Consider the following 23,365-nt stretch of genomic DNA (forward strand, 5'->3'; position numbering starts at 1 on the left):
AATTGCCCCATGCAGGATATCAAGCCCATCCGCGTCTTCCTCGAAGTGGCCGAGCGCCGCAGCTTTGCCGCCGCCGCCCGTGCGCTCGACATGACGCCCTCCAGCGTCACACGGATCATCGCGAAGCTCGAAGACAGCTTCGGCCAGCAGCTTCTCCTGCGCACCACCCGAAAGGTCTCCCTCACCGATGCCGGCGCCGTGGTGGCCGCCCGCTATCGTCCCCTGCTGACCGAGCTGGACGCCACAACCGACGCGCTGATGCACGCGGCCCATCCCGACCAGGGCCGCCTGCGCCTCAACGCGCCCATGTCGCTGGGCCTGCGCCTGATGCCGGGCCTTATCGCCGCCTTCCGCGACGCCTACCCAAGGATCGACCTCGGCGTCACCCTGACCGACCGCTTCGTCGACATCATCGAAGACCCTTACGACCTTTCGATCCGCATCTCCGGCCCGCCATCCGACAAATCCACCATCTGGCGCAAGATCTGCGAGGTGCCGCGCCACGCCGTCGCCGCCCCGTCCCTCTTTGCCGACACCGCGCCCCCCGCCGATCCTGCCGACCTGCTCCGCGAGCTGTGCTTGTCCCACAGCGCCACCGGCACGCCCGAGACGTGGGAGTTCACCCGCGACCAGGCCCAGCGCAGCGTCCAGGCAGGCAGCAGCCTGATCACCAACAACGGCGATCTGCTCTACCAGATGGCCCGCCACGGCCAGGGCATCACCGTATTGCCCGATTTCCTCGTGGCCGACGGGCTGGCCTCGGGCGAGGTCACGATCCTTATGCCCGACTGGCAGGTCAGCCCCCTCTGGCTCACGCTTTTCTACCCGCCCTACGAGGCGTTTCCCCCGCTGGTGGCCACCTTCACCACCTTCTTCGAGGATTACATCCGCCGCACCGCGCCGGTCTTCTTTCGTTTCACCTGAACCGGCCTTGCACAAAAATCCAGCAGTTCCCGCCTCTTAGCGTAACGCGTTCACCGGGCTGCAAACCACTATCTTGCCAGCTTCGCGCCTGCCTGCTTCTATGAAATGCCGGAGGTGAACATGCCATCAGACCCTTTCTTCGACGAAATGTGGGGCACCGAGAAGACCCTGCGCGACCCCTATGCGACGTTCCATCAATGGTTCGACGCCGAGGACCCCTCCCGCCTGCGCGCCAAGCAGAGAGAGTGCGAGGATCTCTTCCGCCTCACCGGCATCACCTTCAACGTCTATGGCCGCGCCGAGGCCGAGGAACGGCTGATCCCCTTCGACATCATCCCCCGCATCATGTCGGGCAACGAATTCTTCAGGCTGTCGCGCGGCATCGAACAGCGCGTGCGCGCGATCAACGCCTTCCTGCACGACATCTATCACAAGCAGGAAATCGTGAAGGCCGGGCGCCTGCCCGCCGAGATGATCGCCCGCAACGACGCCTTCCTGCCCCACATGATCGGGGTCGAACCCCCGGGCGGCGTCTATACCCACATCGTCGGTATCGACATCGTGCGCACCGGACCGGGCGAATTCTTCGTGCTCGAGGACAATGCCCGCACCCCCTCGGGCGTCAGCTACATGCTGGAAAACCGCGAAACCATGCTCCAGATGTTCCCAGAGCTGTTTTCCCGCAACCGCGTCCAGCCGGTGCAGAACTACCCCACGAACCTGCGCCGGTCTCTGGCCGCCTGCGCGCCCGCGGGCACCAAGGACGCGCCCGTCGTGGCCGTGCTGACCCCCGGCATCTACAACTCCGCCTATTTCGAACACGCCTTCCTGGCCGATCAGATGGGCGTCGAACTGGTCGAGGGCCATGACCTGCGCGTGGTCGACGGCCGTGTCGCCATGCGCACGACCTGTGGCTACAAACCCATCGATGTGCTCTACCGCCGCGTCGATGACGACTTCCTCGATCCGCTCAATTTCAACCCCGACAGCCAGCTTGGCGTCGCCGGCATCATGGATGTCTACCGCGCCGGCGGCATCACCATCGCCAACGCGCCCGGCACGGGCATCGCCGACGACAAGGCGATCTATTCCTACATGCCCGAGATCGTCGAGTTCTACACCGGCGAGCAGCCGCTTCTGCCCAATGTCCCCACCTGGCGCTGTTCCGAGGCGGACGATCTGGCCTACGTCCGCGAACACCTCGCCGAACTGGTGGTCAAAGAGGTCCACGGCTCCGGCGGCTACGGCATGCTCGTGGGGCCCGCCGCCTCGAAAAAGGAAATCGCCGACTTCGCCCGGAAACTCGACGCCCGGCCCTCGAACTACATCGCCCAGCCCACGCTCAGCCTGTCGACGGTGCCCACCTTCACCGCCAAGGGTCTCAGCCCCCGGCATGTCGACCTGCGCCCCTTCGTGCTGGTCAACCCGAACGGCATCCAGGTCACGCCGGGCGGGCTGACGCGCGTGGCGCTCAAGAAAGGCTCGCTGGTGGTGAACTCGTCGCAGGGCGGCGGCACCAAGGACACCTGGGTGCTGGAGGACTGACGCGATGCTCGGCAAAACCGCAAACGGCCTCTTCTGGCTCTTCCGCTACCTCGAACGGGCCGAGAATACCGCCCGCCTGATAGAGACCGGCCAGCGCATCGCGCTGACCCGCATGGGCGACAGCGCGGCGGAATGGCGCTCGGTCCTGCAATCCGCCGGCGTCTGGCCCGCTTTCGAGGCGGCAAAGGGCGAGGTCACCAAGGAGGCCGCGATCAACTGGCTCCTGCGCGACCGGGGCAACAGCTCCTCGGTCTATTCCTGCATCTGCGCCGCCCGCCAGAACGCGCGGCTCGTGCGCACCGCTCTCACCGGCGACATGTGGGAGGCGATCAACAGCGCCTACATGAACGCCCAGGATAACCTTTCCCGCCAGGTGGCCGAACGCGACCTGCCCGGCTGCCTGCGCACCCTGCGTCAGAACACCTCGCTGGTGCGCGGCATGACCCACGGCACCATGCTGCGCGGCGAACGCTACGATTTCGCCCGGCTGGGCACCTTCCTCGAACGCGCCGACAACACCGCACGCATTCTCGACGTGAAATACTACGTCCTGCTGCCCACGGCCCGCGCGGTGGGCTCGGCGCTGGATAACGTGCAATGGGAAACCATCCTGCGCTCGGTCGCGGCGCGCGGCGGATTCCGCATGGAATACGGCGCCGATTCCGGCCCCCGCGACATCACCCATTTCCTCATCCTCGACCAGCGCCTTCCCCGCAGCCTCGCCTTCTGCGCCGCCCAGCTTCAGGAAAACCTGCGCAGCCTCAATGCCGGCAACGCGCATCCCTCCGACGCCATGAGGAAGCTCGACTATATCAACCGCAAATACCTCGCCCACGAGGTCGACGCGATCTTCGAATACGGTCTGCACGAATACATCACCGAGATCATCGCCCTTCTCGCCGACCTCGCGCAGGAAATCGAACGCGAGTACCGCTTCTATGAATGACCCCATGCACCTGCATATCAAACACGTGACCCGCTACCGCTTCTCCGGTCCCGTGGTCTATGGCCTGCAACAGCTGCGCAAGACGCCCAAGACCACGCGCGCCCAGCAGGTTCTGAACTGGACCACCAGCATCGAGAACGGCCGCAAGGAGGCGGACTTCACCGACCATCACAACAACGCCGTCGAACTCGTCAGCTTCGACCGCGACACCACCGAACTGACCGTCACCAGCCAGGGCGAAGTGGTGCTCGAGGATGTCAGCGGTGTCCTGGGCCGGCACCTAGGCCCCGCCCCGCTCTGGCTCTATGAACAGGCCACCAGGCGGACCGAGGCGAAATCCGGCGCCCGCGCCCTCATTCGCAAGGTCGACGCGCCCGACCCGCTCGACCGCCTGCACGCGCTCAGCCAGACGATCCGCGACAGCGTCGCCTTTCAGGTCGGCGCGTCCGAGCCCAGCTGGTCCGCCGAGGACGCGATCACCCACGGCAAGGGCGTCTGCCAGGACCACACCCACATCTTCCTCGCCTGTGCCCGCGCCATGGGCTTTCCCGCACGCTACGTCTCGGGCTACCTGATGCTCGACGACCGCACCGCGCAGGAGGCGATGCACGCCTGGGCCGAGGCGCATGTCGACGCGCTGGGCTGGGTCGGCTTTGACATATCCAACGGAATTTCCCCCGACACACGCTACGTCCGCGTTGCAACCGGCCTCGATTACGCGGATGCTGCGCCCATCACAGGCACCAGAATCGGCGGCCCCGAGGAACGTCTCGAGGTCGAGATCGACGTCACCCAACAATAGCGAAGGACGGGCATGACATATTGCGTGGGAATGGTTCTCGACCGGGGCCTCGTTTTCATGTCAGACACCCGCACCAATGCCGGGCTCGACAACATCTCGACCTTCAAGAAATTGACAAGCTGGGAAAACCCGGGCGAACGGGTCATCACGCTGCTCTCAGCCGGCAACCTCGCCACCACGCAATCCGTGATCAGCCTGCTGGACGAACGCTCCAAGTCTCCCGGCGACCGCACGCCCTCGCTCCTGGGCGTGCCCTCGCTGTTTCAGGCCGCGCGCATGGTCGCCGACACCCTGCGCGAGGTGATCGAGCGCACGGGCGAGAGCGGCCAGCGCGCCGAAGGCACGTTCAACGCCACGATCATGCTGGGCGGCCAGATCGCCGGCAGCCCGCCGCGCCTCTTCCTGATCTACCCCGAGGGCAATTTCATCGAGGCCGGCTCCGACACGCCCTTCTTCCAGATGGGCGAAACCAAGTATGGCCGCCCCATCCTCGTGCGCGCCTTCGACCCCGCCCTGACGTTCGAGGCCGCGATGAAGCTCCTGCTCGTCAGCTTCGATTCAACGCTCAAGGCCAACCTGACCGTGGGCGCGCCCTTCGATTTCCACATCTACGAGACAGACAGCCTGACCATAGGCCAGACCGGCCGGATAGAGGCCGACAGCCCCTATTTCCATGCCGTGTCAGAGGGCTGGGGCGAGGCGCTGAAGAATGCCCTTGACAGCCTGCCCGACGTCGACCTGTCGGAACTCGGCTAGCCGCCTCCCGTAGGGTGGGTGCAAACCCACCACGCGGCCAATCCGGTTGAAACCCCCGGTATAAATGCACATTCAGGGTCAACCGACAGAAAAGGAAGATCCACATGCTGCCCGAGATGATGAAAACCGTGGAAATGCGCGAACCCGGCAAACCCGAGGTACTGGAGGTGGGCGAACGCCCCGTTCCCGAACCCGCGCCGTCCGAAGTGCTCATCAAGGTCACCGCCACGGGCGTCAACGGCCCCGACCTCGTCCAGCGGCGCGGGCATTACCCGCCGCCCAAGGGCGCGTCCGACCTGTTGGGCCTCGAAGTCTCCGGCGAGGTCGCGGCCCTTGGCGACAACGTCTCGGGCTGGGCCGTGGGCGACGCGATCTGCGGCCTGACCAATGGCGGCGGCTATGCCGAGTACGTGGCGGTCGACGCCACCCACTGTCTGCCCATCCCGGCGGGCATGGATGCAACCGACGCGGCGGGCCTTTGCGAAACTTATTTCACCGTCTGGTCCAATCTCTTTCTCGACAGGCCCCCTGCCCCCAATGACCTGCTGCTCGTCCATGGCGGCGCCGGCGGCATCGGCTCCACCGCCATCCAGCTGGGCCGGGCGCTGGATTGCCGCGTCTTCACCACATGCACCGGCAAGGATGACATCGACTATGTCACCAAGCTCGGCGCCGAACGCGCCATCGACTTCAAGACCGAGGATTTCGTCCCCATCGTGCGCGAGGCCGGCGGCGCGAACCTGATCCTCGACATCATCGGCGGCGATTACGTGGCCCGCAACATCAAGGCCGCCCATGCCGACGCCCGCATCGTGCAGCTGGCGTTCAACGGCGGCTCGAAGATGGAAATCGATCTGATGCCGGTAATGCTCAAGCGCCTCGTCTATACCGGCTCGACCCTCCGCTCGCGTCCCGACACGTTCAAGACCCGCGTGGCGCAGGACCTTCTTGAAAAGGTCTGGCCGCTGCTGGCCGAGGGCACGGTCGGCACCTACACGCACACGGTCTTCCCCTTCGAGGAGGCGACGGCCGCCCACGAGCTGATGGAATCTGCCACCCATCGCGGCAAGATCCTGCTCCGTCCGTAACCCACCCGCCGTGCCGTCTCCTCCGCCAAGACTTTTCTGAAAGGGGTGTATCCCCTCAGCATACGTTTACCTCTCGACTCCACGGCGGGAGTCGTGAGATGAGGGAAGCATGGAACGCGCCAAAAAGTTGCTTGGTTGGATTTTTACAGCCGAAGGCCTCTATGGGCTTCTCACGAACCCATGGGTGTCAACGGTCGTTCTTCCATCCGTTATCGCAATTGGGGCTGGCTTGATGGCTTGGGCGGAAAGCCTCCCCTGGCTGCAAATTTATGTCGTTTTCTTTTTCGTCGCCGCCTGTGTATCGGTTCTTGCGCGTCAGTTACTTGATAGATGGGAAGCGTCAACAGATCGGTATAAGTTGGTTTTTCAAGGCGTTGGGGTAAGCACTGTCTCGCGCAATAATAAAATCGTTCCATACCTACAAGTAACTGTAAACGTGCTAAATATTGGCAAGAAGCCACTTAATGTGCGCTTGAATGATCTGGACGTGAAAGTAAAAAATCGCATTCCGGAAGAAAAAGAGCGCATGACTAGTTTTTTAACCGTAGGCCCTACTTGCAGTGGGCATTTTGCGTCCCACAATATAGATGTGTCTGGGTTGCCTGAGCGTGAAGAAACGCCCGTAAGAGTATCCGCAACGCTTAGCTACGGAGCGAAACAGCGTCTCAAGAATGAACTGATAGTGAAAATGGACGGTGTCGTATCTTTTCTAGAAGATGGAAAAATAGAAGTCGCGCTATGGGATGTGCAGCATGGTAAACTTGAAGAAAGCCCGAAAAGAGAAAAGTCTTGAAGAGTTTATCAATGAGCACGAAGCCGACCCAGACGGCGACCTCGATAAGCTGAATGATGTAATCAAGCGTCCAGTTCAGGAAAGCGGGAAAGCAACTCGTCCAGCATCATCTCGGGACGCATCCGGCGATTGAACCGGTATTCAAACTCTTTGGCGTAACGCTCAAGGTACTTGGGCGACACGCTGGTGTGCGTCCCTTCGATTGAGCATTTGAGGTGACGCCAGAAGTTCTCAATGGCGTTTACTGTTTCACCAGCAGGGCCAACATACCAACCGTCGCGCAGCTTGTTTACGCGCTTGAGGTCATAGCCTTTCTGATCAAGGTGGTTGTAGCTGTTAAGTTGGTCAGCGTGCAGTTCAGTACCTTTTGCAACGCTCTGCTCAACCGCTTCATGCAGAGTAACGGCCTTAATGTCTGGAATTGCTTTGGTTATCACGCGCCCGTCGCGTTCAACCATGCCAACCAGCACGGCTTTGCCGTCCAGTGAACGACCACGACGACCTTTGACAGTCTTGCCATAGTAGGTCTCGTCAACCTCAACCACCTTGCCTTCGCCACCGATAGGCTCGTCACCGTCCACAGCCGCCATGTGTTCGCGGATCAGCCGCGCCATGCGCCATGCGGTCTTGTAGGTAACGCCAAGCTGGCGCTGCAATTCCTTGCCGCTGACGCCGTGCTTGGACGTGGTGAATAGAAAGATCGCGTAGAACCACAATTGAAGTGGGGTGCGGCTCTTTTCAAAGATGCTGCCCACCATCGGGTGAATGTGATGCCCGCACCACTGGCATGCAAAGGCTTGCTCGTTGGTCAGGCGATACCATTTGGCCTCGCGTTCACACTTTGGGCAAACGTGGCCTTGGCCGAAGCGGACATTGAACAAATGCTCAAGGCAAGCTTCGTCGGTGGGGAACTTTTGGAAGAACTGGCGGACGTTGGTCTGTTTCATACAGTATAGATGGGAATTGCCCTACCGTATGTCAAGGGGATACACCCCTTTCTGAAAAGTCTTGGCAAAAGTCTTGAGAAGACTTTTCCGCGCGTCTTGCAACGGTCGCCCTGTTAACCCCCGAAAGGTGGGAAAATGGCACCGACGCCATGCCACTCGGATACCGACGCGATACCGACGTGCCATTGACGCCGAATCCGGCGCTGTTTACCCCTTGCGCCTTGAAAAAAGGGCGGCGCGTGGTCCGCGCCGCCCTCGACCTCAAATCACCGTTAACCTTTCGGTGATATGCCTTGTCTTATTCGCCGGTGATCGCGCTTGCGCCGACCTTCTCGATCAGCTTTTCATGCGCGACCTTCTGGTTCTCGTGGAACGTGGCCAGGTCCTCGCCTTTCATCATCTGGTCGCAGGTCAGGCCGTCCGACTTGCAGTAAGACTGCCACTCCTCGCTGTCGAAAAGCTCCTGGAACAGGTTCGTGTACCATTCCACCGCCTCGGGATCCATGTCCGGCGGGCCGTTGACCGAGCGCTGCATGTAGTACTCGATCTCCACGCCCAGCTCCTTGGCCGTGGGCACGTCCGGGAAGGCCGGCATCCGCTCGGCTGTGAACTGCACCAGAGGCTTGGTGTTGCCCGCGCGCCAGAACTCCATCTGCTCGGCGGGGTTGTTGACGGTGCTATCTATCTGATTACCGACAAGGTTCTTGGCCACCGTACCGCCGCCGGGGAACGGAATGTAGGTCACGTCATAGCCGAATTCGGCCTCCATCATCGCGGTCAGAACGCTGTCTTCCTGGCCCGATCCGGTGCCGCCGACCTTCCAGTCGAGCCCCGCCTCGGACACCGCCGCGTTGAAGCTCTCGAGGTCGGCGATGTCCTCGCGGTCGGTGTTGACCCACAGCAGGAACGTGTCCATCGCCATCAGCGCGATCGGCGTGAACTCGGTCACGTCGACCCCCAGGTCCTCCTGGATGATCGGCGTGGTGTAAAAGCTGTTCAGCGTCATCATCACCACGTGGTTGTCACCCGCCTTGTCCTGCAGATAGCGCAACGCCTCGGCGCCCGACCCGCCCGGCTTGTTGATCGGGATGAACGGCCGCGGGCTCAGATCCTTCTTCTGGATGAGGCCCTGCAACAGCCGTGCGATCTGGTCCGCACCACCGCCGGTGCCGGCCATGATGATGAACTCGACAGGCTTCTGCGGCTGCCATTCCGCCAGCGCCGCGGGCGCCGTCAATGCCAGCGCAGATGCGCTCGCTACAAGTAGCTTAAAGGTCTTCATGGTTCTCCTCCCTATGGTGTTCCGGCTGGTCGCCGGCGCGCTAGCTGATCCTCCCAACCAACCCGCATTGCATACAATTGTTTTTAATTGCACACGAAACCCGAGGCGCGAAATAAAATTACACGCCCCAGCAACAAATAACATGTACGGCTTCATTGCAAGAAATTCTTCCGCGACACGCCCCGCGCGCCGCACCACCCGTCTGACAGAGTGAAAACGGAGGTAAGAAAATGCTTTCGCGTAAATGGCCTACGAAGCAAATTTCATGCAATGCATCAAGATCTGCCCGCGGTCAGGGGCAGGCCAGCACCGGCCTGCCCCTGGCATGATCCTTATTCCGCCGCAGTCCTCTGCGGGTCTCCGACCGCGCCGCTGTCGAGCACGGCCTGCAGCTCCTCCTCCGTCATAGCCCAGCACGTCGCGCAGGATCTCCACCGTGTGCTCGCCCAGAAGCGGCGAACGGGTCACCTCCACCGCGCTGTCCGAAAGCTTGATCGGGCAGCCCACCGTCGCGTACTTGCCGCGCTTGGGATGGTCCACATCGACGATCGTACCGGTCGCCCGCAGCCCGTCGTCCTCGATCAGCTCCTTGGTCGACAGGATCGGGCCCACGGGGATGTTCAGCGGGTTGCAGATGTCCATCACCTCGAACTTCGTCTTGGTCATGGTCCACTCCTCGATCGTGCCGAAGATCTCGTTCAGCTTGTCCAGCCGCTCGGGCGGCGTGGCATAGCCCTCGGCCGTCTTCCACTCGGGCTTGCCGATCACGTCGCAGATCTGCTCCCACACCGCGGCCTGGGTGATGAAGTAGGTGTAGGCGTTGGGGTCGTCCTCCCAGCCCTTGCACTTCAGGATCCGGCCCGGCTGGCCGCCGCCCGAGTCGTTACCCGCGCGCGGTGTCGCCTCGCCGAACTCGATGCCCTCGCCGTACTGGCTGTATTCCTTCAGCGGCCCGGCCTCCAGCCGCTGCTGGTCACGCAGCTTGACGCGGCAGAGGTTCAGCACCCCGTCCTGCATCGGCGCCAGCACCTTCTGGCCGCGGCCGGTACGCTCGCGCTGGAAAAGCGCCGTCATGATGCCCAGCGCCAGGTGCAGCCCGGTGCCGCTGTCGCCGATCTGCGCGCCGGTCACCAGGGGCGGGCCGTCACGGAAGCCGGTGGTCGAGGCCGCCCCGCCGGCGCATTGCGCCACGTTCTCGTAGACCTTGCAGTTCTCGTAGTTGCCGGGGCCGAAGCCCTTGACCGAGGCCATGATGATCTTGGGGTTGATCTCCTGGATCCGCTCCCAGGAAAAGCCCATGCGATCCAGCGCGCCCGGCGCGAAGTTCTCGACCAGCACGTCGCATTCCTCGATCAGCCGGGTCAGAACCTGCTTGCCGGTCTCGTTCTTGGAATTGAGCTCGATCGAGCGCTTGTTGTGGTTGAGCATGGTGAAGTAAAGGCTGTCCGCGCCCGGCACATCCACCAGCTGTTGCCGCGTGGCGTCGCCCACGCCGGGCCGCTCCACCTTCAGAACATCCGCCCCGAACCACGCCAGAAGCTGCGTGCAGGTCGGACCGGACTGCACATGCGTGAAGTCCAGAATCTTGATGCCGTCCAATGCTTTCATCAGGTTATTCCCCCATGTTTTTCGTTATTCCTGCGCGGGTCCAGACCTCGCGCACGTGGTCGTGCAGGCGCATCGTGTGATCGCGCACGCGGGCCCCGGCAAGGTCCGCATCGCGCGCCTCCAGCGCCTCGATGATTTCCATGTGATCCGCCACCGATTGCGGCACGCGGTCTTCCTCGGCCATGGACCGGCGGCGTACCGCGTGCATGTGCACGAACAGGTTCTCGGCCATGCGGGACAACAGCTCGCAGCCAGAGATTTCGAGGATCTTCTGGTGGAAACGGATGTTGTCGTCGGAATACTCCGCGATGTCCGCACCGGACTTGGACACCGAGTATTTCGCCGCGATGGTCCGCAGGCCGGCGATCTGGCGATCCGTCGCAGTGTCACACGCCAGCCGCGCGGCCATGCTTTCCAGCGCTGCCCAGGCAACGATCATCTCCAGGATATCCGACAGCGTCTTGCGCTGTACGAAAATGCCACGGCGCGGGCGCACCTCCAGCAGACCTTCCTGCTCCAGACGCACCAGAACCTCGCGCAGCGGCGTCCGGGAGACACCCAACTGATCCGCCAGTCCACGCTCGTCCAGCCGCAGGTCGACATCGTCCGCATAGATGTCCATGTCGAGGATCGCCTCGCGCATGCGGTTATAGATGTGGTCCTTGAGCGTGACCGTCGTGTCGATCGGATTGAGTTTCATGGCAGCACACCGGTTTTTCAGTCGTTAAATGAATCGTTAAATCCGCAATCTGGTATACCACGAACCAGCCTGTTGCAACGGTAAACTTTTGTAGGTGCAGAAAAAGCGCTGTTCTGTCGCGGTGTCTCCCGATCTCGACGGCGCCAAAAGCAAAGGACCGGGGAAGCCCCGGCCCTTCGCGAATTATGATCGACGCGCGGGTTATTCCGCCGCCACCGCCTCTTCGACCTTTTCCACTCGCACCGCCGAGTACTTGAACTCGGGGATCTTGCCGTAGGGGTCGATGGCCGGGTTGGTCAGGATATTCGCCGCCGCCTCGACATAGGCGAACGGCATGAATACCATGTCCGGCGCAATCGCACGGTCGGCCCGTGCCATCACGTCGATCGAGCCGCGCTTGGTGGTGATCCGCACCATGCCGCCCGGCTCCACCCCAGCTTGCGCAAGGTCGAGGGGTGCAGCGAGCAGTTGGCTTCGGGCTCCACCGCATCCAGCACGCTGGCCCGGCGGGTCATCGATCCGGTGTGCCAGTGCTCCAGCTGCCGTCCCGTGGTCAGCACCATCGGATAGTCCGCATCCGGAAGATCGTCGGGCGGGATCACGCTGGCCGGAGTGAACCGGGCGCGTCCTTCAGGCCGCGGGAAGGCATCGCCGAACACCACGGCCTGGCCGGGGTCCTCCGGGCTGAGCGACGGGTAGGTCACTGCCTCCTTCTCCAGGCGTTCCCAGGTGATGTTGTCGAGGCTGCGCATGTTGATCGCCATCTCGTTGAACACCTGCGACGGGTCGGTATAGGTCCAGTTCAGGCCGCAGCGCTTGGCCAGTTCGACCTCGATCCACCAATCCTCTTTCGCCTCGCCCGGCGGCGGCACCGCCTGGCGCAGCATCTGCACGGTCCGGTTGGTGTTCGATACCGTGCCGGATTTCTCGTAAAGGGCCGAGGCCGGCAGGATCACGTCGGCATAGTTGGCCGTTTCGGTGATGAAGATGTCCTGCACCACAAGGTGATCCAGCATCGCAAGCGCGTCGCGGGCGTGCTCCACGTCAGGGTCGCTCATTGCCGGGTTTTCGCCCAGCACGTACATTGCCTTGATCTGTCCATCATGCACCGCATCCATGATCTCGGTGACGGTCAGGCCCTTCTCGCTGCTGAAATCACCGGATTCCCAAACCTCGGTGAACGCCTTGCGCACGCCGTCATCCGTGACCGAAAGATAGTCGGGCAGGAACATCGGGATGAGGCCCGCGTCGGACGCGCCCTGCACGTTGTTCTGGCCGCGCAAAGGGTGCAGACCCGTGCCCGGCCGCCCCACATGACCGCACATCAGCGCCAATGAGATCAGGCAGCGGGAATTATCCGTGCCGTGGATATGCTGGCTGACGCCCATTCCCCAGAAGATCATGCCGGACTGCGCCGTGGCAAACTCGCGAGCGACCTCCCGCAGGGTCTCGGCGGGAATGCCGCAGAGCTCTTCCATCTTCTCGGGCGGGAATTGCGCCAAATGCGCCTTCTCGGCCTCCCAATTCTCTGTGAAGGCCTCGATATACTGCTTGTCGTAAAGCTCTTCCTCGACGATCACGTGCATGATGGCGTTCAGCATGGACACGTCCGCGCCCGGCTTGAACTGCAGCATGTGCGAGGCAAAACGCTTCATCCCCACACCACGCGGGTCCATCACGATCAGCTTGCCACCGCGCTTGGTGAACTGCTTGAAATAGGTGGCCGCGACGGGGTGGTTCTCGATCGGGTTGGCCCCGATGATGATCGCCACATCGGCGTTCTGGATCTCGTTGAAGGTCGCGGTCACGGCCCCCGAGCCGACGTTCTCGATCAACGCCGCCACCGAAGAGGCGTGGCACAGCCGCGTGCAGTGGTCCACGTTGTTGTGACCAAAGCCCTGGCGGATGAACTTCTGGAACAGGTACGCCTCTTCGTTGGTGCATTTCGCACTGCCGAAGCCGGCCACCTCGCGGCCCCGGCCCTTCAGGCCGTTCGCCGCCACGTCCAGGGCCTCGTCCCACGAGGCCTCGCGGAAGAAGTCCTGCCAGTTGTCAGGATCGACGTTCAACCCCTTCGCGGGCGCATCCTCGCGCCGGATCAGCGGTTTGGTCAGGCGGTGCGAGTGGTGGATATAGTCATAGCCGAACCGGCCCTTGACGCACAGGCGGCCTTCGTTCGCGGGTCCGTTGATCCCCTCGACGTACTTCACCTTGTTGTCCTTGACCTTCATGCTGATCTGACAGCCAACGCCACAGAAGGCGCACACGCTCTCGACCTCGCGGTCATAATCCGCACTGTCACCCACCTGCGCGTCGTCCACCACCGTGGACGGCATCAGCGCGCCTGTCGGACAGGCCTGCACGCATTCGCCGCAGGCCACACAGGTGCTTTCGCCCATCGGGTCGTCGAAATCGAAGGTGGGAAAGCTGTCATGACCACGTCCGGCCATGCCGATCACGTCATTGACCTGAACTTCGCGGCAGGCGCGAACGCACAGGTTGCACTGAATGCAGGCATCCAGGTTGACGCTCATCGCGACGTGGCTGTCATCCAGAAGCGGCACGCGGTCCGGCTCCAGCCTGGGAAGGCGGCTTTCCGACACGCCCGCCAGCTTCGCCATGTCCCAAAAGTGGCTCGACTTGTCATGCGCCTTCTCGGGCTCGGGCTGGTCGGCCACCAGCATTTCCATCACCATCTTGCGCGCGGTCGCGGCACGGTTCGAGTTGGTCGTGACGTTCATGCCTTCGCTGGGCTCTCGAATGCACGAGGCCACGAGGTTCCGCTCGCCCTCGACCTCCACCATGCAAGCGCGGCAGTTGCCATCGGGGCGATACCCCGGCGCGGGCTTGTGGCACAGGTGCGGGATCTTCAGACCCCGGCCATTGGCCACTTCCCATATGGTCATGCCCTTTTCGGCTTCGACTTCCTTGCCATCGAGTGTGAACTTGATCTTGTCGGTCATGTCTTACACCTCGTCCGGGAAATGTTTCATCGTCAGGCGAATGGGGTTGGGCGCCGCCTGCCCAAGGCCACAGATGGAGGCATCCACCATGGTCTGGCTCAGCTCTTCCAGCAGTGACTGGTCCCACTTGTCCGCCTGCATCAGCTTGACGGCCTTTTCGCAGCCCACGCGGCACGGCGTGCACTGGCCACAGCTTTCGTCCTCGAAGAACTTCAGCATGTTAATGGCGGCTTCCTTGGCGCTGTCCTTGTCCGACAGGATCACAACGGCAGCCGATCCGATGAAGCTGCCATGCGGCTGCAACATGTCGAAATCCAGCGGCACGTCATCCATATGCGCGGGCAGCAGCCCCGAGGACGGACCGCCCGGCTGGTAGGCCTTCAGCGTGTGACCGTCCAGCATCCCCCCGGCGGCCTCCACGATATCCAGGATGGTCGACCCGGCGGGCAGCAAGTGCACGCCCGGGTTCTTCACCCGGCCAGAGACCGAGAAGGACCTCAGGCCCTTGCGCTCGTTCTTCTCGACGCCCGACAGGATCTCGCCGCCTTCGCGCAGAACGCGGGTCACCCAGTAGAGCGTCTCGACATTGTTCACCAGCGTCGGCTTGTTGTAGACGCCGACCTGCGCCACGAAAGGCGGGCGGTGTCGCGGCAGGCCGCGCTTGCCTTCGATCGATTCGATCATCGCGCTTTCTTCGCCGCAGATATAGGGCCCCCGCGCCGCGGCGCAGTTCTATATATCCTTCCTCGACGACGCCCGCCTCTTCCAGCGCCTTGATCTCCTTGGCGAGGATCTTGAGCACGGCGGGATATTCGTCGCGCATGTAGATGAAGCAGGTCTTCGCTTCGACCGCCCAGGCGGCGATCAGCATGCCCTCAAGGAACAGGTGCGGCGTACGCTCCAGATAGTAACGGTCCTTGAACGTGCCGGGCTCGCCCTCGTCGCCGTTGACGGCCAGGTATCGCGGCCCGGCTTCGGCCCGCACGAAGCCCCATTTCTTGCCCGAAGGGAAACCAGCGCCGCCCAGACCGCGCAGCCCCGAATCGAGCAGGGTCTGCTGAATGGTCTCGAAATCGCCATTCTTGCGGATTTCCGCCAGCTTTTCATAGCCGCCATCGGCCTTGTAGGCCGCGAAATCCTCGTAATCGGGGATATGCGCGTGGGTGTCATCCGCGGCAATCGCGGCCTCTACCTTCTCAACCGTCGCGTTGTCGATGTGATTGTGGCCCAGCTCCAGCACCGGGGCAGTGTCGCAGCGCCCCATGCAGGGCGCGCGCAAAACGCGGACTTCGGAAGGGTCCATGCCATCCTCCAGCGCCGCTTTAAGCTGCTGTGCCCCGGCCAGCTCGCACGAGAGCGAATCGCAGACCCGGATGGTCAGCGCAGGGGGTGGAACCTCGCCTTCCTTGATCACGTCGAAATGCGCGTAAAATGTTGCGACTTCATAGACTTCGGCCTGCGAGATGCGCATTTCCTCTGCCAGCGCGCGCAGATGGGCCGCCGAAAGGTGGCCATATTTGTCCTGAATCAGGTGCAGGTATTCTATCAGCAGGTCACGCCGCCGGGGCGCATCCCCCAGAAGGTCGCGTACTTCTTCCCAGGCCTGGTCTTCCAGCTGCCGGCCCTTGGGCGTATGCCGCCCCTTGCCCTTGCCAGATTTCCATACGCCGCTGCGATCGTCCAATGCCATGATCGGTCCTCCCGTTGCTTCCGGGATACTAAAGCATGCATTACGCGATCAAAAATCGTATGATTCAAACCCACGATAAGCAGGCCTTATTGCAGGACCTCTTTCAGGGCCTGTACCGTGCGCAGCGCCGGACCTCTGTCCGCGGTCACCAAGCTGAGCGATTTGTGCACCTCAGGCTCCACCAGCGGCAGGATGCGCACCGACCGCGGCGCGCCGGTATTCTCGACCAGCACCTTGGGAACCACCGTTGCCGCCGCGCCCTGGATGGCCATCACAACCCCCGCGGTCAGGCCCGACAATTCCGCCACGACTCGCGGACGCGTGCCCACCTCCTGGAACACCGTGTCGATGATATGCCGGTTCTGCATCCCAGGCTCCAGCAGGCACAGCGGCAAGGCGCCGGCCTCCTTCCAGGTGATCTCTGTCTTGCCCTCCTCGACCATCCCGGCGGGCACAAGCAGCACGTATTGCTCGTCGTCAATCGGCGTCACGCTCAAAAAGCTGTGGATCGCGCTCTCGGAATTGGCGCTGTCGGTATAGGTTATCCCGGCATCGTAGGTGCCAGCCTCAAGCCCGTGCAGAATCGCCAGCGAGTTCATCGTCTTGACCCGCACCGTGATGCCTGGGTTTGCCTCTCGCAGCCGGATCACCGTCTTTGCCGCAAGCGCCGCAGCCGTCGGTATCGCCGCCAGCGACAGCACGCCCGTGACGTCGCCCGGCTCGGCGCTGAACTCGGTTTCCAGCCGCTTGACGTCCTCGAGGATCTGAAGCGCATGGCGCACTATGCTTTCCCCGTCCGGCGTCAGCCCCTGAAACCGATTGCCCCGGTGAACGATCTTGGTCTCCAGATGCTCTTCCAGCTTGGCGATCCGCATCGAAAACGCAGGCTGCGACACGCCGCATTCCTCGGCGGCGCGAGCAAAATGCTTCTGCCGCGCCAGCGCGGTCAGAAATTGCAGGTCTTTGAGGTCAAGCACGTGCGCTCCATCTTCGGCCGCCAATCGCGCCGGACTAAATCAAGACGCGCGCCGGATGTCTATTTGAAACGAACCCTTGCCGGATCAGACCGGGCTCTCCGCCCTTCCGAAGATCTGCGCTGCATGTTCTTCGAGGTAGATGCGAAGCCACGGCGTGTAGATCTCCGGCATGCTGCGCGCCCACTCCGCCAGCGCGTCAAGATCGGCCCAGGCGGTGTCCATCACTTCCGACGGATTCGGCCGCGCGGCAATCCGTTCCGGGACCGAGGCCACGAACACGTCGACAACCTCATGCTCTACCATTCCTTTGCCCACATCGGCGCGATATTCCAGCTGGTCGCGATAATTTAGCGCCAGGCCCTCGATGCCCAGTTCCTCCTTCAGTCGGCGATGCGCGCAGGCTTCCGGGTCCTCGCCCCAATGCGGATGGGTGCAGCAGGTGTTCGCCCAAAGACCCGGCGTATGGTACTTGCCCAACGCCCGCCGCTGGATCAGCACCTCGTTGCCGCACAGCACAAAGACGGACACCGCCTTGTGCCGCAACCCGCGCTCATGTGCTTCCAGCTTCTCGACGGCCACCAGATCGCCGCCGACCCATGTCGGGATCATCACGCTCATGTATAGGCCGCCGGCACCAGCCGCGTCAGATGCGCCAGGTTCTTCAACCCGATCTTCAGGTGGGCCATGGGCCGGGCCTTTACCAGTTTCTTGTTCATATACGCCTCGAAGGTCAGACGCTGCACGTCGATATCATGGCACAGCGACACGAACCGTTCGCGCCGCTCGTCCGACTTGTAATAGGCATTCTGCATGGAGGCCAGCACCCGGAACACCGTCTTGTGCTCTTTCATGAACAGCTGCCGCGCCAGCCGCAGATCCTTGACCCGCCCCGAGGCCAGTGTCGCCGCCGCTGCCGTGGCCGCAACGCGCCCGCCTGCCATGGCATAGTAGATGCCTTCACCTGAACTGGGCGCGACCACGCCGGCCGCATCCCCGGCCAGCACCACGTCGCGACCGTTGTCCCAACGGTCTAGCGGTTTCAGAGGAATTGGCGCACCTTCCTTGCGGATCGTCTCGCACCCCGCCAGCCCGCTCGCCACACGCAGATCGGCGGTGGCCTGCTTGACGTCCACCTCCCGTACCATCGAGCCCATGCCGACACTGGCTGACTTGCCATGCGGAAAGACCCAGCCATAGAAATCCGGGGAAATCCTGCCGTCATAGATGACGTCGCAGCGTGTCGGGTCGTATTCTCCCACCGCAACCGGGGCGGCGATGATCTCGTGATAGGCGATGACATAGGGAATTCGGTCCCCGCCCTCGACCTCGGCGCGCGCCACGTGCGACCGCGCGCCATCCGCGCCGATCACCAGCCTGCAGGGCAGCTCCCGCTCGTTGCCGCTGACCTTGTCACGATAGATCACCCGGGTTTGTCCGTCCTCCCGCGCGATGCGCCGGTAAGTCCCGGTGGCGCGCACTGCGCCGGCCTCCTCGGCCCGGGCACGAAGGAACTCATCGAAATCCTCGCGATCCACCATGCCGACGAACCCGTTTTCTATGGGGATGTCCACCTTGCGCCCGGTAGGCGAGATCATCCGCGCGGTGGTGATCTTGGCCACCAGCAGAGCCTCGGGAATGTCGAAATCCGCAATCAGCCGCGGCGGGATCGCCCCTCCGCAAGGCTTGATCCGTCCGGCCCTGTCCAGCAGCGCCACCTTGTGGCCCGACCGCGCCAGGTCTTCGGCCGCCGTGGCCCCGCCCGGCCCGCCTCCCACCACCACAACGTCATACATGGTTCATTCTCCCGGTTGCAGCAGCGGCGCGGGCGGCCGGTGCAGGATGCGCACCGCCACCAGCGCGGCGGCCAAGAAAAGGACGGCCTCAAGGCCCAAAAACGGCAGCATAGGCTGCCCCGTCGCTCATCATCGTACGGGCCGCGTCCAGCGTACCCGTGGCAATCAGCCCGGCCAGTCCGGCGGCGACGGCCTGCGCCGCGCCGAAGACGCCCATCCGCGTGCCGGCCGCCCCTTCCTGCGCCGCCGCCAGCCGCATCATCGACCCGATGGCCCCCACCACAAAAAGGCCATTGCCAAGACCCAGGATCACCGTGAACGGTACCAGCGCGCCCCCTGCGCCAAGCCCCAGCAAGCCCAAAGCCGAAACGACGCAGCCTGTCACGGCCCATGCCCTGAGACCGCCCATCCCGAAGGTCGAAAAGGCCCCCGCTAACAGCATGCCCAGAAGCGCGGCGCCATCCTTGCCGCCCGACAGCCTGGTCGATTCATCCGGGCTCAGACCATGAATATGTCCTGCGAAAGGCTCCAGCACCAGTTCGCTCAGGTAGAACGCAAGGATCGACAGGAACACGAAGCCGGTAAAGGCCCGCGCCGCAGGGTCTTGCCACGTTGCCCGCAGGGCCGGGACCAATTTGGGCTCCTGCGGCGCAGGCACAGACCCCAGCCGCCGCTCGACGCCCCACGTCGCGATCAGCGCAGCCACGAAACAGGCCGCCGCCACGACCGGCACCACCATCATCAGGCGCTCCGGGCTGTATGGTTTCAGCGCGATCCCCGCCCCCACCGAGGCCGCAATCGCCCCCGCGATCAGCATAAGCCATGCAAAGGTGGCAGCCGCCCCCTTCTTCTCGTCCGGTGCCGCCGTCGCCAGCAGCGCCAAAAACGACGTGCCAGCCGCGCCGATCCCGAATCCGATCAGCGCATAGGCCAGGATCCACACCGCAATCGCAACCTGCGTGCTCGGCGCAAAGGCAATCGCCCAAGCCGTCAGGACCAACCCCGCTCCCACCACAAGCGTCCCGCCCAGGATGAAAGGTGTCCGCCCGCCGCGCGCATCCGACCTGTGCCCCCAGACAGGCCGCGACAGTTGTACGGCATAATGCAGCGCCACCAGAAACCCGGGCAGCAGCGCGGGCAGGGCAAGTTCCACCGTCATCAGCCGGTTGAACAGGTTCACCGGCAGTGCGGCCATCCCGCCGATTGCCATGTTGGCGAGGCAAAGCCGTGCGATACCGCCCCATCCCAGTGTCATACCAGCCCCCTCGCCGCGAAGGCTGCAACCATCATGCCACTGACGTACAGGGTCACGCCCGTGCCGTTGTACCAGGGCGCGCGGCCCTTGGGTTCGGCCAGCATCACGCGCATTGCCCAAAGCTGTACCACCAGCAATGCCGCGATGCCAGCGGCGTGAGACACCTGCCCCCACCCCGCCAGCAGAGCGATCACTGCAACCTGCGGCACCGCCATGACCCAGCACGCCACGCGCGCCGCACGCTCCGGCCCCAGCGTGACAGGCAGGGAGTTCACGCCCGTCTGCCTGTCGCCCTCCAGCGCCTTGAAATCGTTGAGTGTCATGATCCCGTGTGCGCCCACGGCATAAAGCAGCGCCAGCACCACGATTTGCCAGGTCGGCGCACCTGCCGACAGCACCGCTGCGCCGGTGAACCACGGCAGACCTTCATAACACAGCGCCACCAGGCCCGGCCCCCACCAGCCCGATTTCTTGAGTCGGACAGGCTCGGCCGAATAGGCCCAGGCCGCCAGCACGCCAAATACCGTCGCGCCAAAGCCCCACGGGCCCAGCGTCGCCCCGAGCGCCAGCGCCATGCCGCTCATGACCAAGGCGATCCACAGACCCCATCGGCCCGGAATGCGCCCAGAGGGGATCGGGCGGTGCGGCTCGTTGATGGCGTCCACATGCCGGTCGCACCAGTCGTTGGCCGCCTGGCTCATGCCGCATACAACGGGTCCGGCCAGCACAACGCCTATCAGGACCAGCCACGGCGCCGACATCACCGGAATGCCGCTGGAAACGACGCCGCAAAGATACGCCCAGACCGGAGGGAACCACGTGATCGGCTTGATCAAGGTCAAGATGGCGCGCGGTTCAGGCCAGCGACGCAACGCCCGTATGCCCAAGGAGACACTCATGGTGTCATGTATGGTTTACATATCGGATTCGGGAAAGGTCTTTTTTGGCCCGCCACTCGCTGCCGAGCGGAAATCCTTTCAGATAGGACTCCCAATGCTTCTCAAAGCTTTCGGCCGCCTACTCGTCCGCGGTCGCGTTGATCAGGCCGTGTTTGCGGAGCTTCACGTACAGGCTCTGCCGCGAGAGCCCCAGCATCTCCGCCGCCGCGACCCGGTTGTTCCCGGTCAACTGAACCGCCGTCTCGATGCACAGCTTTTCGATCACGTCCGAAGTGGCGGAAACAAGTTCCTTCAACGATGCTGTTCCGACCAGGTCCATGACATTCTTCATGGCCTCTTCGCTGACCACGCTGGTCACTTCAGCATCCGCGCCTTCGCTCAGCGCCGTGTTGCGCAAGATGAAACCGTAGCCGAAATCACCGGACGGGTCGCGCAGCCGCGTCACCGAGGCCTCGACACTGGCGCGCGTGCCGACCACGCTTGCAATCTGCGTCGCATAGGCCCGCAGCCGCCCCTGCTTGGACGCCGTCTCCAGCATCAGCTTGGTATCGACCGCTCCGCGCACGAGGAAATCGGCAAGATTGGTGTCCCTGACATCGCGCAGTTGCGCGGCATCCGCGATGGTCAGAAACGCTTCGTTCGCATCCCGGATAACGCCTTTGCCGTCGGTGATCACGATAGCATCGCTGGCGGCTGCAAAAAGCGCGCCCATGACCTGCGCCACCTCGATCGAGTCCCCGGCCTCGCCATCTACGGGCCGCACACGGCACAGAATGAAAAGTTCGCCCGCTGCACGGAAGAATTCGGGGTAGAGCTTCAGATCGCGCTCGTTGCGCCGCGCCACCAGGTCGATACCGCGCGCCTCGCGCGATCCTGCCGCACTGCGCATCGCCTCGATCAGCTCCTCGCGCTTGCGTCCATCGAACGCCTGCGCCAGCGACGACCCGCTCAGCGTTTCGGGCGTCGTGCCCAGAAGAACCGCCGCCGCACTATTCAGGTCGCGAATGCGACCTTTTTCCGGTTCCACCAGAATCAGCGGGGTTTCCGACGCCTCGAGGACGACATGATAAAATGTCTGCTCGCCGCGCAGCCGTTGCTGATCGCGCTCGCGCGCCGTCTGCTCCGCGACAAGGCGCTGCTGAACCTCGGCGATGGGCTGCATATCCCGACCGAGCAGCAGCATACCGCCCCCCTCATAGACACGGTGAAGCGTGTACCGGATCGGGAATTCCCAGGTGGCGTTGTCGACGTGGTTCAATTCCAGCGCCCGCGGCGTCACATCCGGATCGGCTTGCATCTTTGCCACGCGCCGGTCGAACTTATCCTTGCTCTCGACGGTCAGGAAATTCTCGAACGGCCGCCCGACCCAGTGGTCCAGACACCCCAGCGACGGGCAATCGGGATTGACGGAAATGCCGGCAACTTCGCCGTCGGCCGAGATATAGACGGCCAGATCGCCGGCCTGCTCTACGATGTTTTCCACCCCAGTGGGATCGGGCAAGGCACCGGCGCGCAGTCTCTCCGACTTCCGAGTCTCACGGGTCATCAGACCACTCCGATCTTCCCCAAACCAATAAGCGTCACAGAACACCGCTGAACGGAAGAGCTTCCGAGACGCTCGACAAACCACACTTCTCTATCGCCTCCCGTGCCGTGCGTACCGAGAAATCCGCGCCGGTCTTTGAAACGGCTTTCGGATCGGCCTCCACGGCGCGCCCCCCGATCACGATAGGCGGCAGATAGTCCGTATTTGAACGCACGTAATCTACAAGTCCGGTGGTTTTTTCAACCGAATTCCGCGTGGCGACCGATATTCCGATCATGGCGAACCGGCGACTGCCCGCAAGTTCAGCTAATTCCTCTTGCCTGAGGCCGATGGCCATATGCACCCAAAGCCCATGCCGGCGCAGGTTATCGGCCGCCACGAAGGCGCCCAGCGCGTGCTGCTCGAACTGCGGCACGACCATGAGCACAGATTGGCCTAGCGGTATGCTCCGATCGCTCCACCGGGCCGGCGCGTCGGCCGGCTTGTTGCGAAACAGGCCCTGCAGCCGCGAAGCGCCGACCGTAACATCCACGAAGCTCGCCCGATCGCTGACCCAGAGCTCGCCCAGATAGGCCGAGGCAGTCGGGATGTATGACTGAAAGATCTCTTGGGTGCTCACACCGCTGGCCATCAGCGACGCGACGACCGCGCGATAGCTGCTGTCGGACTCGGACATCAGCGCCTCGACCAGGCGCTCGATCCATTGCTCGCGGGTTCGCGGTTCGGCTTTGGCCGTGTTGGAAATCACCGTTCTGAGCGCCGACTCGACCAGAAACCGTATGGCTGGCTGTTGCACTGTCGATAGGCCGGAGCCTTTTTTGTCCCAGGACTCTGTCACGCGTCTCCCCCCG

At 63.2% G+C, this 23,365-nt stretch carries 18 protein-coding genes and 2 pseudogenes; 7 read left to right on the top strand and 13 right to left on the bottom strand.

Annotated elements, in window-relative coordinates:
* The first annotated feature begins 9 nt into the window (after window positions 1-9).
* From ACSQ76_RS15115 to ACSQ76_RS15145, 7 genes are all read left to right on the top strand, one after another.
* Window positions 10-924: a LysR substrate-binding domain-containing protein gene (locus ACSQ76_RS15115; protein ID WP_437157233.1), complete on the top strand. Its 915-nt coding sequence runs from the start codon at window positions 10-12 to the stop codon at window positions 922-924.
* 120 nt (window positions 925-1,044) lie between these two features.
* Window positions 1,045-2,469, top strand: coding sequence for a circularly permuted type 2 ATP-grasp protein (locus ACSQ76_RS15120; RefSeq protein WP_437157234.1), 1,425 nt, complete (start codon window positions 1,045-1,047; stop codon window positions 2,467-2,469).
* 4 nt (window positions 2,470-2,473) lie between these two features.
* Window positions 2,474-3,415 carry an alpha-E domain-containing protein gene (locus ACSQ76_RS15125; RefSeq protein ID WP_437157235.1) on the top strand — a complete coding sequence of 314 codons (942 nt, stop codon included), beginning with the start codon at window positions 2,474-2,476 and terminating at the stop codon, window positions 3,413-3,415.
* Between the two features lie 4 nt (window positions 3,416-3,419).
* A complete protein-coding gene (locus tag ACSQ76_RS15130) occupies window positions 3,420-4,217 on the top strand; it encodes a transglutaminase family protein (RefSeq protein ID WP_437157236.1) in 798 nt (265 codons plus the stop codon).
* A gap of 12 nt (window positions 4,218-4,229) precedes the next feature.
* Window positions 4,230-4,973 carry a proteasome-type protease gene (locus ACSQ76_RS15135; RefSeq protein WP_306129565.1) on the top strand — a complete coding sequence of 248 codons (744 nt, stop codon included), beginning with the start codon at window positions 4,230-4,232 and terminating at the stop codon, window positions 4,971-4,973.
* Window positions 4,974-5,077: 104 nt separating this feature from the next.
* Window positions 5,078-6,061: an NAD(P)H-quinone oxidoreductase gene (locus ACSQ76_RS15140; protein ID WP_437157237.1), complete on the top strand. Its 984-nt coding sequence runs from the start codon at window positions 5,078-5,080 to the stop codon at window positions 6,059-6,061.
* Window positions 6,062-6,170: 109 nt separating this feature from the next.
* Window positions 6,171-6,854, top strand: coding sequence for a hypothetical protein (locus ACSQ76_RS15145; protein WP_437157238.1), 684 nt, complete (start codon window positions 6,171-6,173; stop codon window positions 6,852-6,854).
* A 62-nt stretch (window positions 6,855-6,916) separates the two neighbouring features.
* Here ACSQ76_RS15145 and ACSQ76_RS15150 read toward each other — a convergent pair whose 3' ends face one another.
* The 13 genes and pseudogenes from ACSQ76_RS15150 to ACSQ76_RS15210 form a co-directional block, all read right to left on the bottom strand.
* Window positions 6,917-7,801 carry an IS1595 family transposase gene (locus tag ACSQ76_RS15150; protein WP_437157239.1) on the bottom strand — a complete coding sequence of 295 codons (885 nt, stop codon included), beginning with the start codon at window positions 7,799-7,801 and terminating at the stop codon, window positions 6,917-6,919.
* 298 nt (window positions 7,802-8,099) lie between these two features.
* Window positions 8,100-9,083: a Bug family tripartite tricarboxylate transporter substrate binding protein gene (locus ACSQ76_RS15155; RefSeq protein WP_437157240.1), complete on the bottom strand. Its 984-nt coding sequence runs from the start codon at window positions 9,081-9,083 to the stop codon at window positions 8,100-8,102.
* Window positions 9,084-9,332: 249 nt separating this feature from the next.
* Window positions 9,333-10,691, bottom strand: coding sequence for a formyl-CoA transferase (frc, locus tag ACSQ76_RS15160; protein ID WP_437157241.1), 1,359 nt, complete (start codon window positions 10,689-10,691; stop codon window positions 9,333-9,335).
* Between the two features lie 4 nt (window positions 10,692-10,695).
* Window positions 10,696-11,391: a GntR family transcriptional regulator gene (locus ACSQ76_RS15165; RefSeq protein WP_306129561.1), complete on the bottom strand. Its 696-nt coding sequence runs from the start codon at window positions 11,389-11,391 to the stop codon at window positions 10,696-10,698.
* Window positions 11,392-11,592: 201 nt separating this feature from the next.
* Window positions 11,593-14,354, bottom strand: a pseudogene (gene fdhF / locus ACSQ76_RS15170) (formate dehydrogenase subunit alpha).
* A gap of 3 nt (window positions 14,355-14,357) precedes the next feature.
* Window positions 14,358-16,044, bottom strand: a pseudogene (locus ACSQ76_RS15175) (NAD(P)H-dependent oxidoreductase subunit E).
* Between the two features lie 86 nt (window positions 16,045-16,130).
* Window positions 16,131-17,021: a LysR family transcriptional regulator gene (locus ACSQ76_RS15180; protein ID WP_306129558.1), complete on the bottom strand. Its 891-nt coding sequence runs from the start codon at window positions 17,019-17,021 to the stop codon at window positions 16,131-16,133.
* 84 nt (window positions 17,022-17,105) lie between these two features.
* Complete coding sequence (gene idi, locus ACSQ76_RS15185; RefSeq protein WP_437157242.1) at window positions 17,106-17,639, bottom strand: isopentenyl-diphosphate Delta-isomerase; 534 nt, start codon at window positions 17,637-17,639, stop codon at window positions 17,106-17,108.
* Window positions 17,636-18,814, bottom strand: coding sequence for a geranylgeranyl diphosphate reductase (locus ACSQ76_RS15190; RefSeq protein ID WP_437157243.1), 1,179 nt, complete (start codon window positions 18,812-18,814; stop codon window positions 17,636-17,638). The genes idi and ACSQ76_RS15190 overlap by 4 nt, the downstream gene beginning before the upstream one ends.
* An 88-nt stretch (window positions 18,815-18,902) precedes the next feature.
* Entirely contained in the window at window positions 18,903-20,069 is a 1,167-nt protein-coding gene (locus ACSQ76_RS15195) for an MFS transporter (RefSeq protein WP_437157244.1), read from the bottom strand.
* Window positions 20,066-20,968 carry a chlorophyll synthase ChlG gene (chlG, locus tag ACSQ76_RS15200; RefSeq protein WP_437157245.1) on the bottom strand — a complete coding sequence of 301 codons (903 nt, stop codon included), beginning with the start codon at window positions 20,966-20,968 and terminating at the stop codon, window positions 20,066-20,068. Before chlG ends, ACSQ76_RS15195 begins: the two co-directional genes overlap by 4 nt.
* Before the next feature lie 118 nt (window positions 20,969-21,086).
* Window positions 21,087-22,514: a transcriptional regulator PpsR gene (gene ppsR / locus ACSQ76_RS15205; RefSeq protein ID WP_437157246.1), complete on the bottom strand. Its 1,428-nt coding sequence runs from the start codon at window positions 22,512-22,514 to the stop codon at window positions 21,087-21,089.
* Window positions 22,515-22,548: 34 nt separating this feature from the next.
* The gene (locus ACSQ76_RS15210; RefSeq protein WP_306129552.1) at window positions 22,549-23,352 is read right to left on the bottom strand and encodes a cobalamin B12-binding domain-containing protein; all 804 of its coding nucleotides are present in this window, start codon (window positions 23,350-23,352) and stop codon (window positions 22,549-22,551) included.
* Window positions 23,353-23,365: the final 13 nt, after the last annotated feature.

This window comes from Roseovarius sp. B08 (genome assembly GCF_051417955.1).
Taxonomy (GTDB): Bacteria; Pseudomonadota; Alphaproteobacteria; order Rhodobacterales; family Rhodobacteraceae; genus Roseovarius.

Bases quoted from the DNA above. Each gene is read 5' to 3' on its own strand.
- ACSQ76_RS15115 (WP_437157233.1), top strand. From the start codon at position 10: ATGCAGGATATCAAGCCCATCCGCGTCTTCCTCGAAGTGGCCGAGCGC.
- ACSQ76_RS15120 (WP_437157234.1), top strand. From the start codon at position 1,045: ATGCCATCAGACCCTTTCTTCGACGAAATGTGGGGCACCGAGAAGACC.
- ACSQ76_RS15125 (WP_437157235.1), top strand. From the start codon at position 2,474: ATGCTCGGCAAAACCGCAAACGGCCTCTTCTGGCTCTTCCGCTACCTC.
- ACSQ76_RS15130 (WP_437157236.1), top strand. From the start codon at position 3,420: ATGCACCTGCATATCAAACACGTGACCCGCTACCGCTTCTCCGGTCCC.
- ACSQ76_RS15135 (WP_306129565.1), top strand. From the start codon at position 4,230: ATGACATATTGCGTGGGAATGGTTCTCGACCGGGGCCTCGTTTTCATG.
- ACSQ76_RS15140 (WP_437157237.1), top strand. From the start codon at position 5,078: ATGCTGCCCGAGATGATGAAAACCGTGGAAATGCGCGAACCCGGCAAA.
- ACSQ76_RS15145 (WP_437157238.1), top strand. From the start codon at position 6,171: ATGGAACGCGCCAAAAAGTTGCTTGGTTGGATTTTTACAGCCGAAGGC.
- ACSQ76_RS15150 (WP_437157239.1), bottom strand. From the start codon at position 7,801: ATGAAACAGACCAACGTCCGCCAGTTCTTCCAAAAGTTCCCCACCGAC.
- ACSQ76_RS15155 (WP_437157240.1), bottom strand. From the start codon at position 9,083: ATGAAGACCTTTAAGCTACTTGTAGCGAGCGCATCTGCGCTGGCATTG.
- frc (WP_437157241.1), bottom strand. From the start codon at position 10,691: ATGAAAGCATTGGACGGCATCAAGATTCTGGACTTCACGCATGTGCAG.
- ACSQ76_RS15165 (WP_306129561.1), bottom strand. From the start codon at position 11,391: ATGAAACTCAATCCGATCGACACGACGGTCACGCTCAAGGACCACATC.
- idi (WP_437157242.1), bottom strand. From the start codon at position 17,639: ATGAGCGTGATGATCCCGACATGGGTCGGCGGCGATCTGGTGGCCGTC.
- ACSQ76_RS15190 (WP_437157243.1), bottom strand. From the start codon at position 18,814: ATGTATGACGTTGTGGTGGTGGGAGGCGGGCCGGGCGGGGCCACGGCG.
- ACSQ76_RS15195 (WP_437157244.1), bottom strand. From the start codon at position 20,069: ATGACACTGGGATGGGGCGGTATCGCACGGCTTTGCCTCGCCAACATG.
- chlG (WP_437157245.1), bottom strand. From the start codon at position 20,968: ATGAGTGTCTCCTTGGGCATACGGGCGTTGCGTCGCTGGCCTGAACCG.
- ppsR (WP_437157246.1), bottom strand. From the start codon at position 22,514: ATGACCCGTGAGACTCGGAAGTCGGAGAGACTGCGCGCCGGTGCCTTG.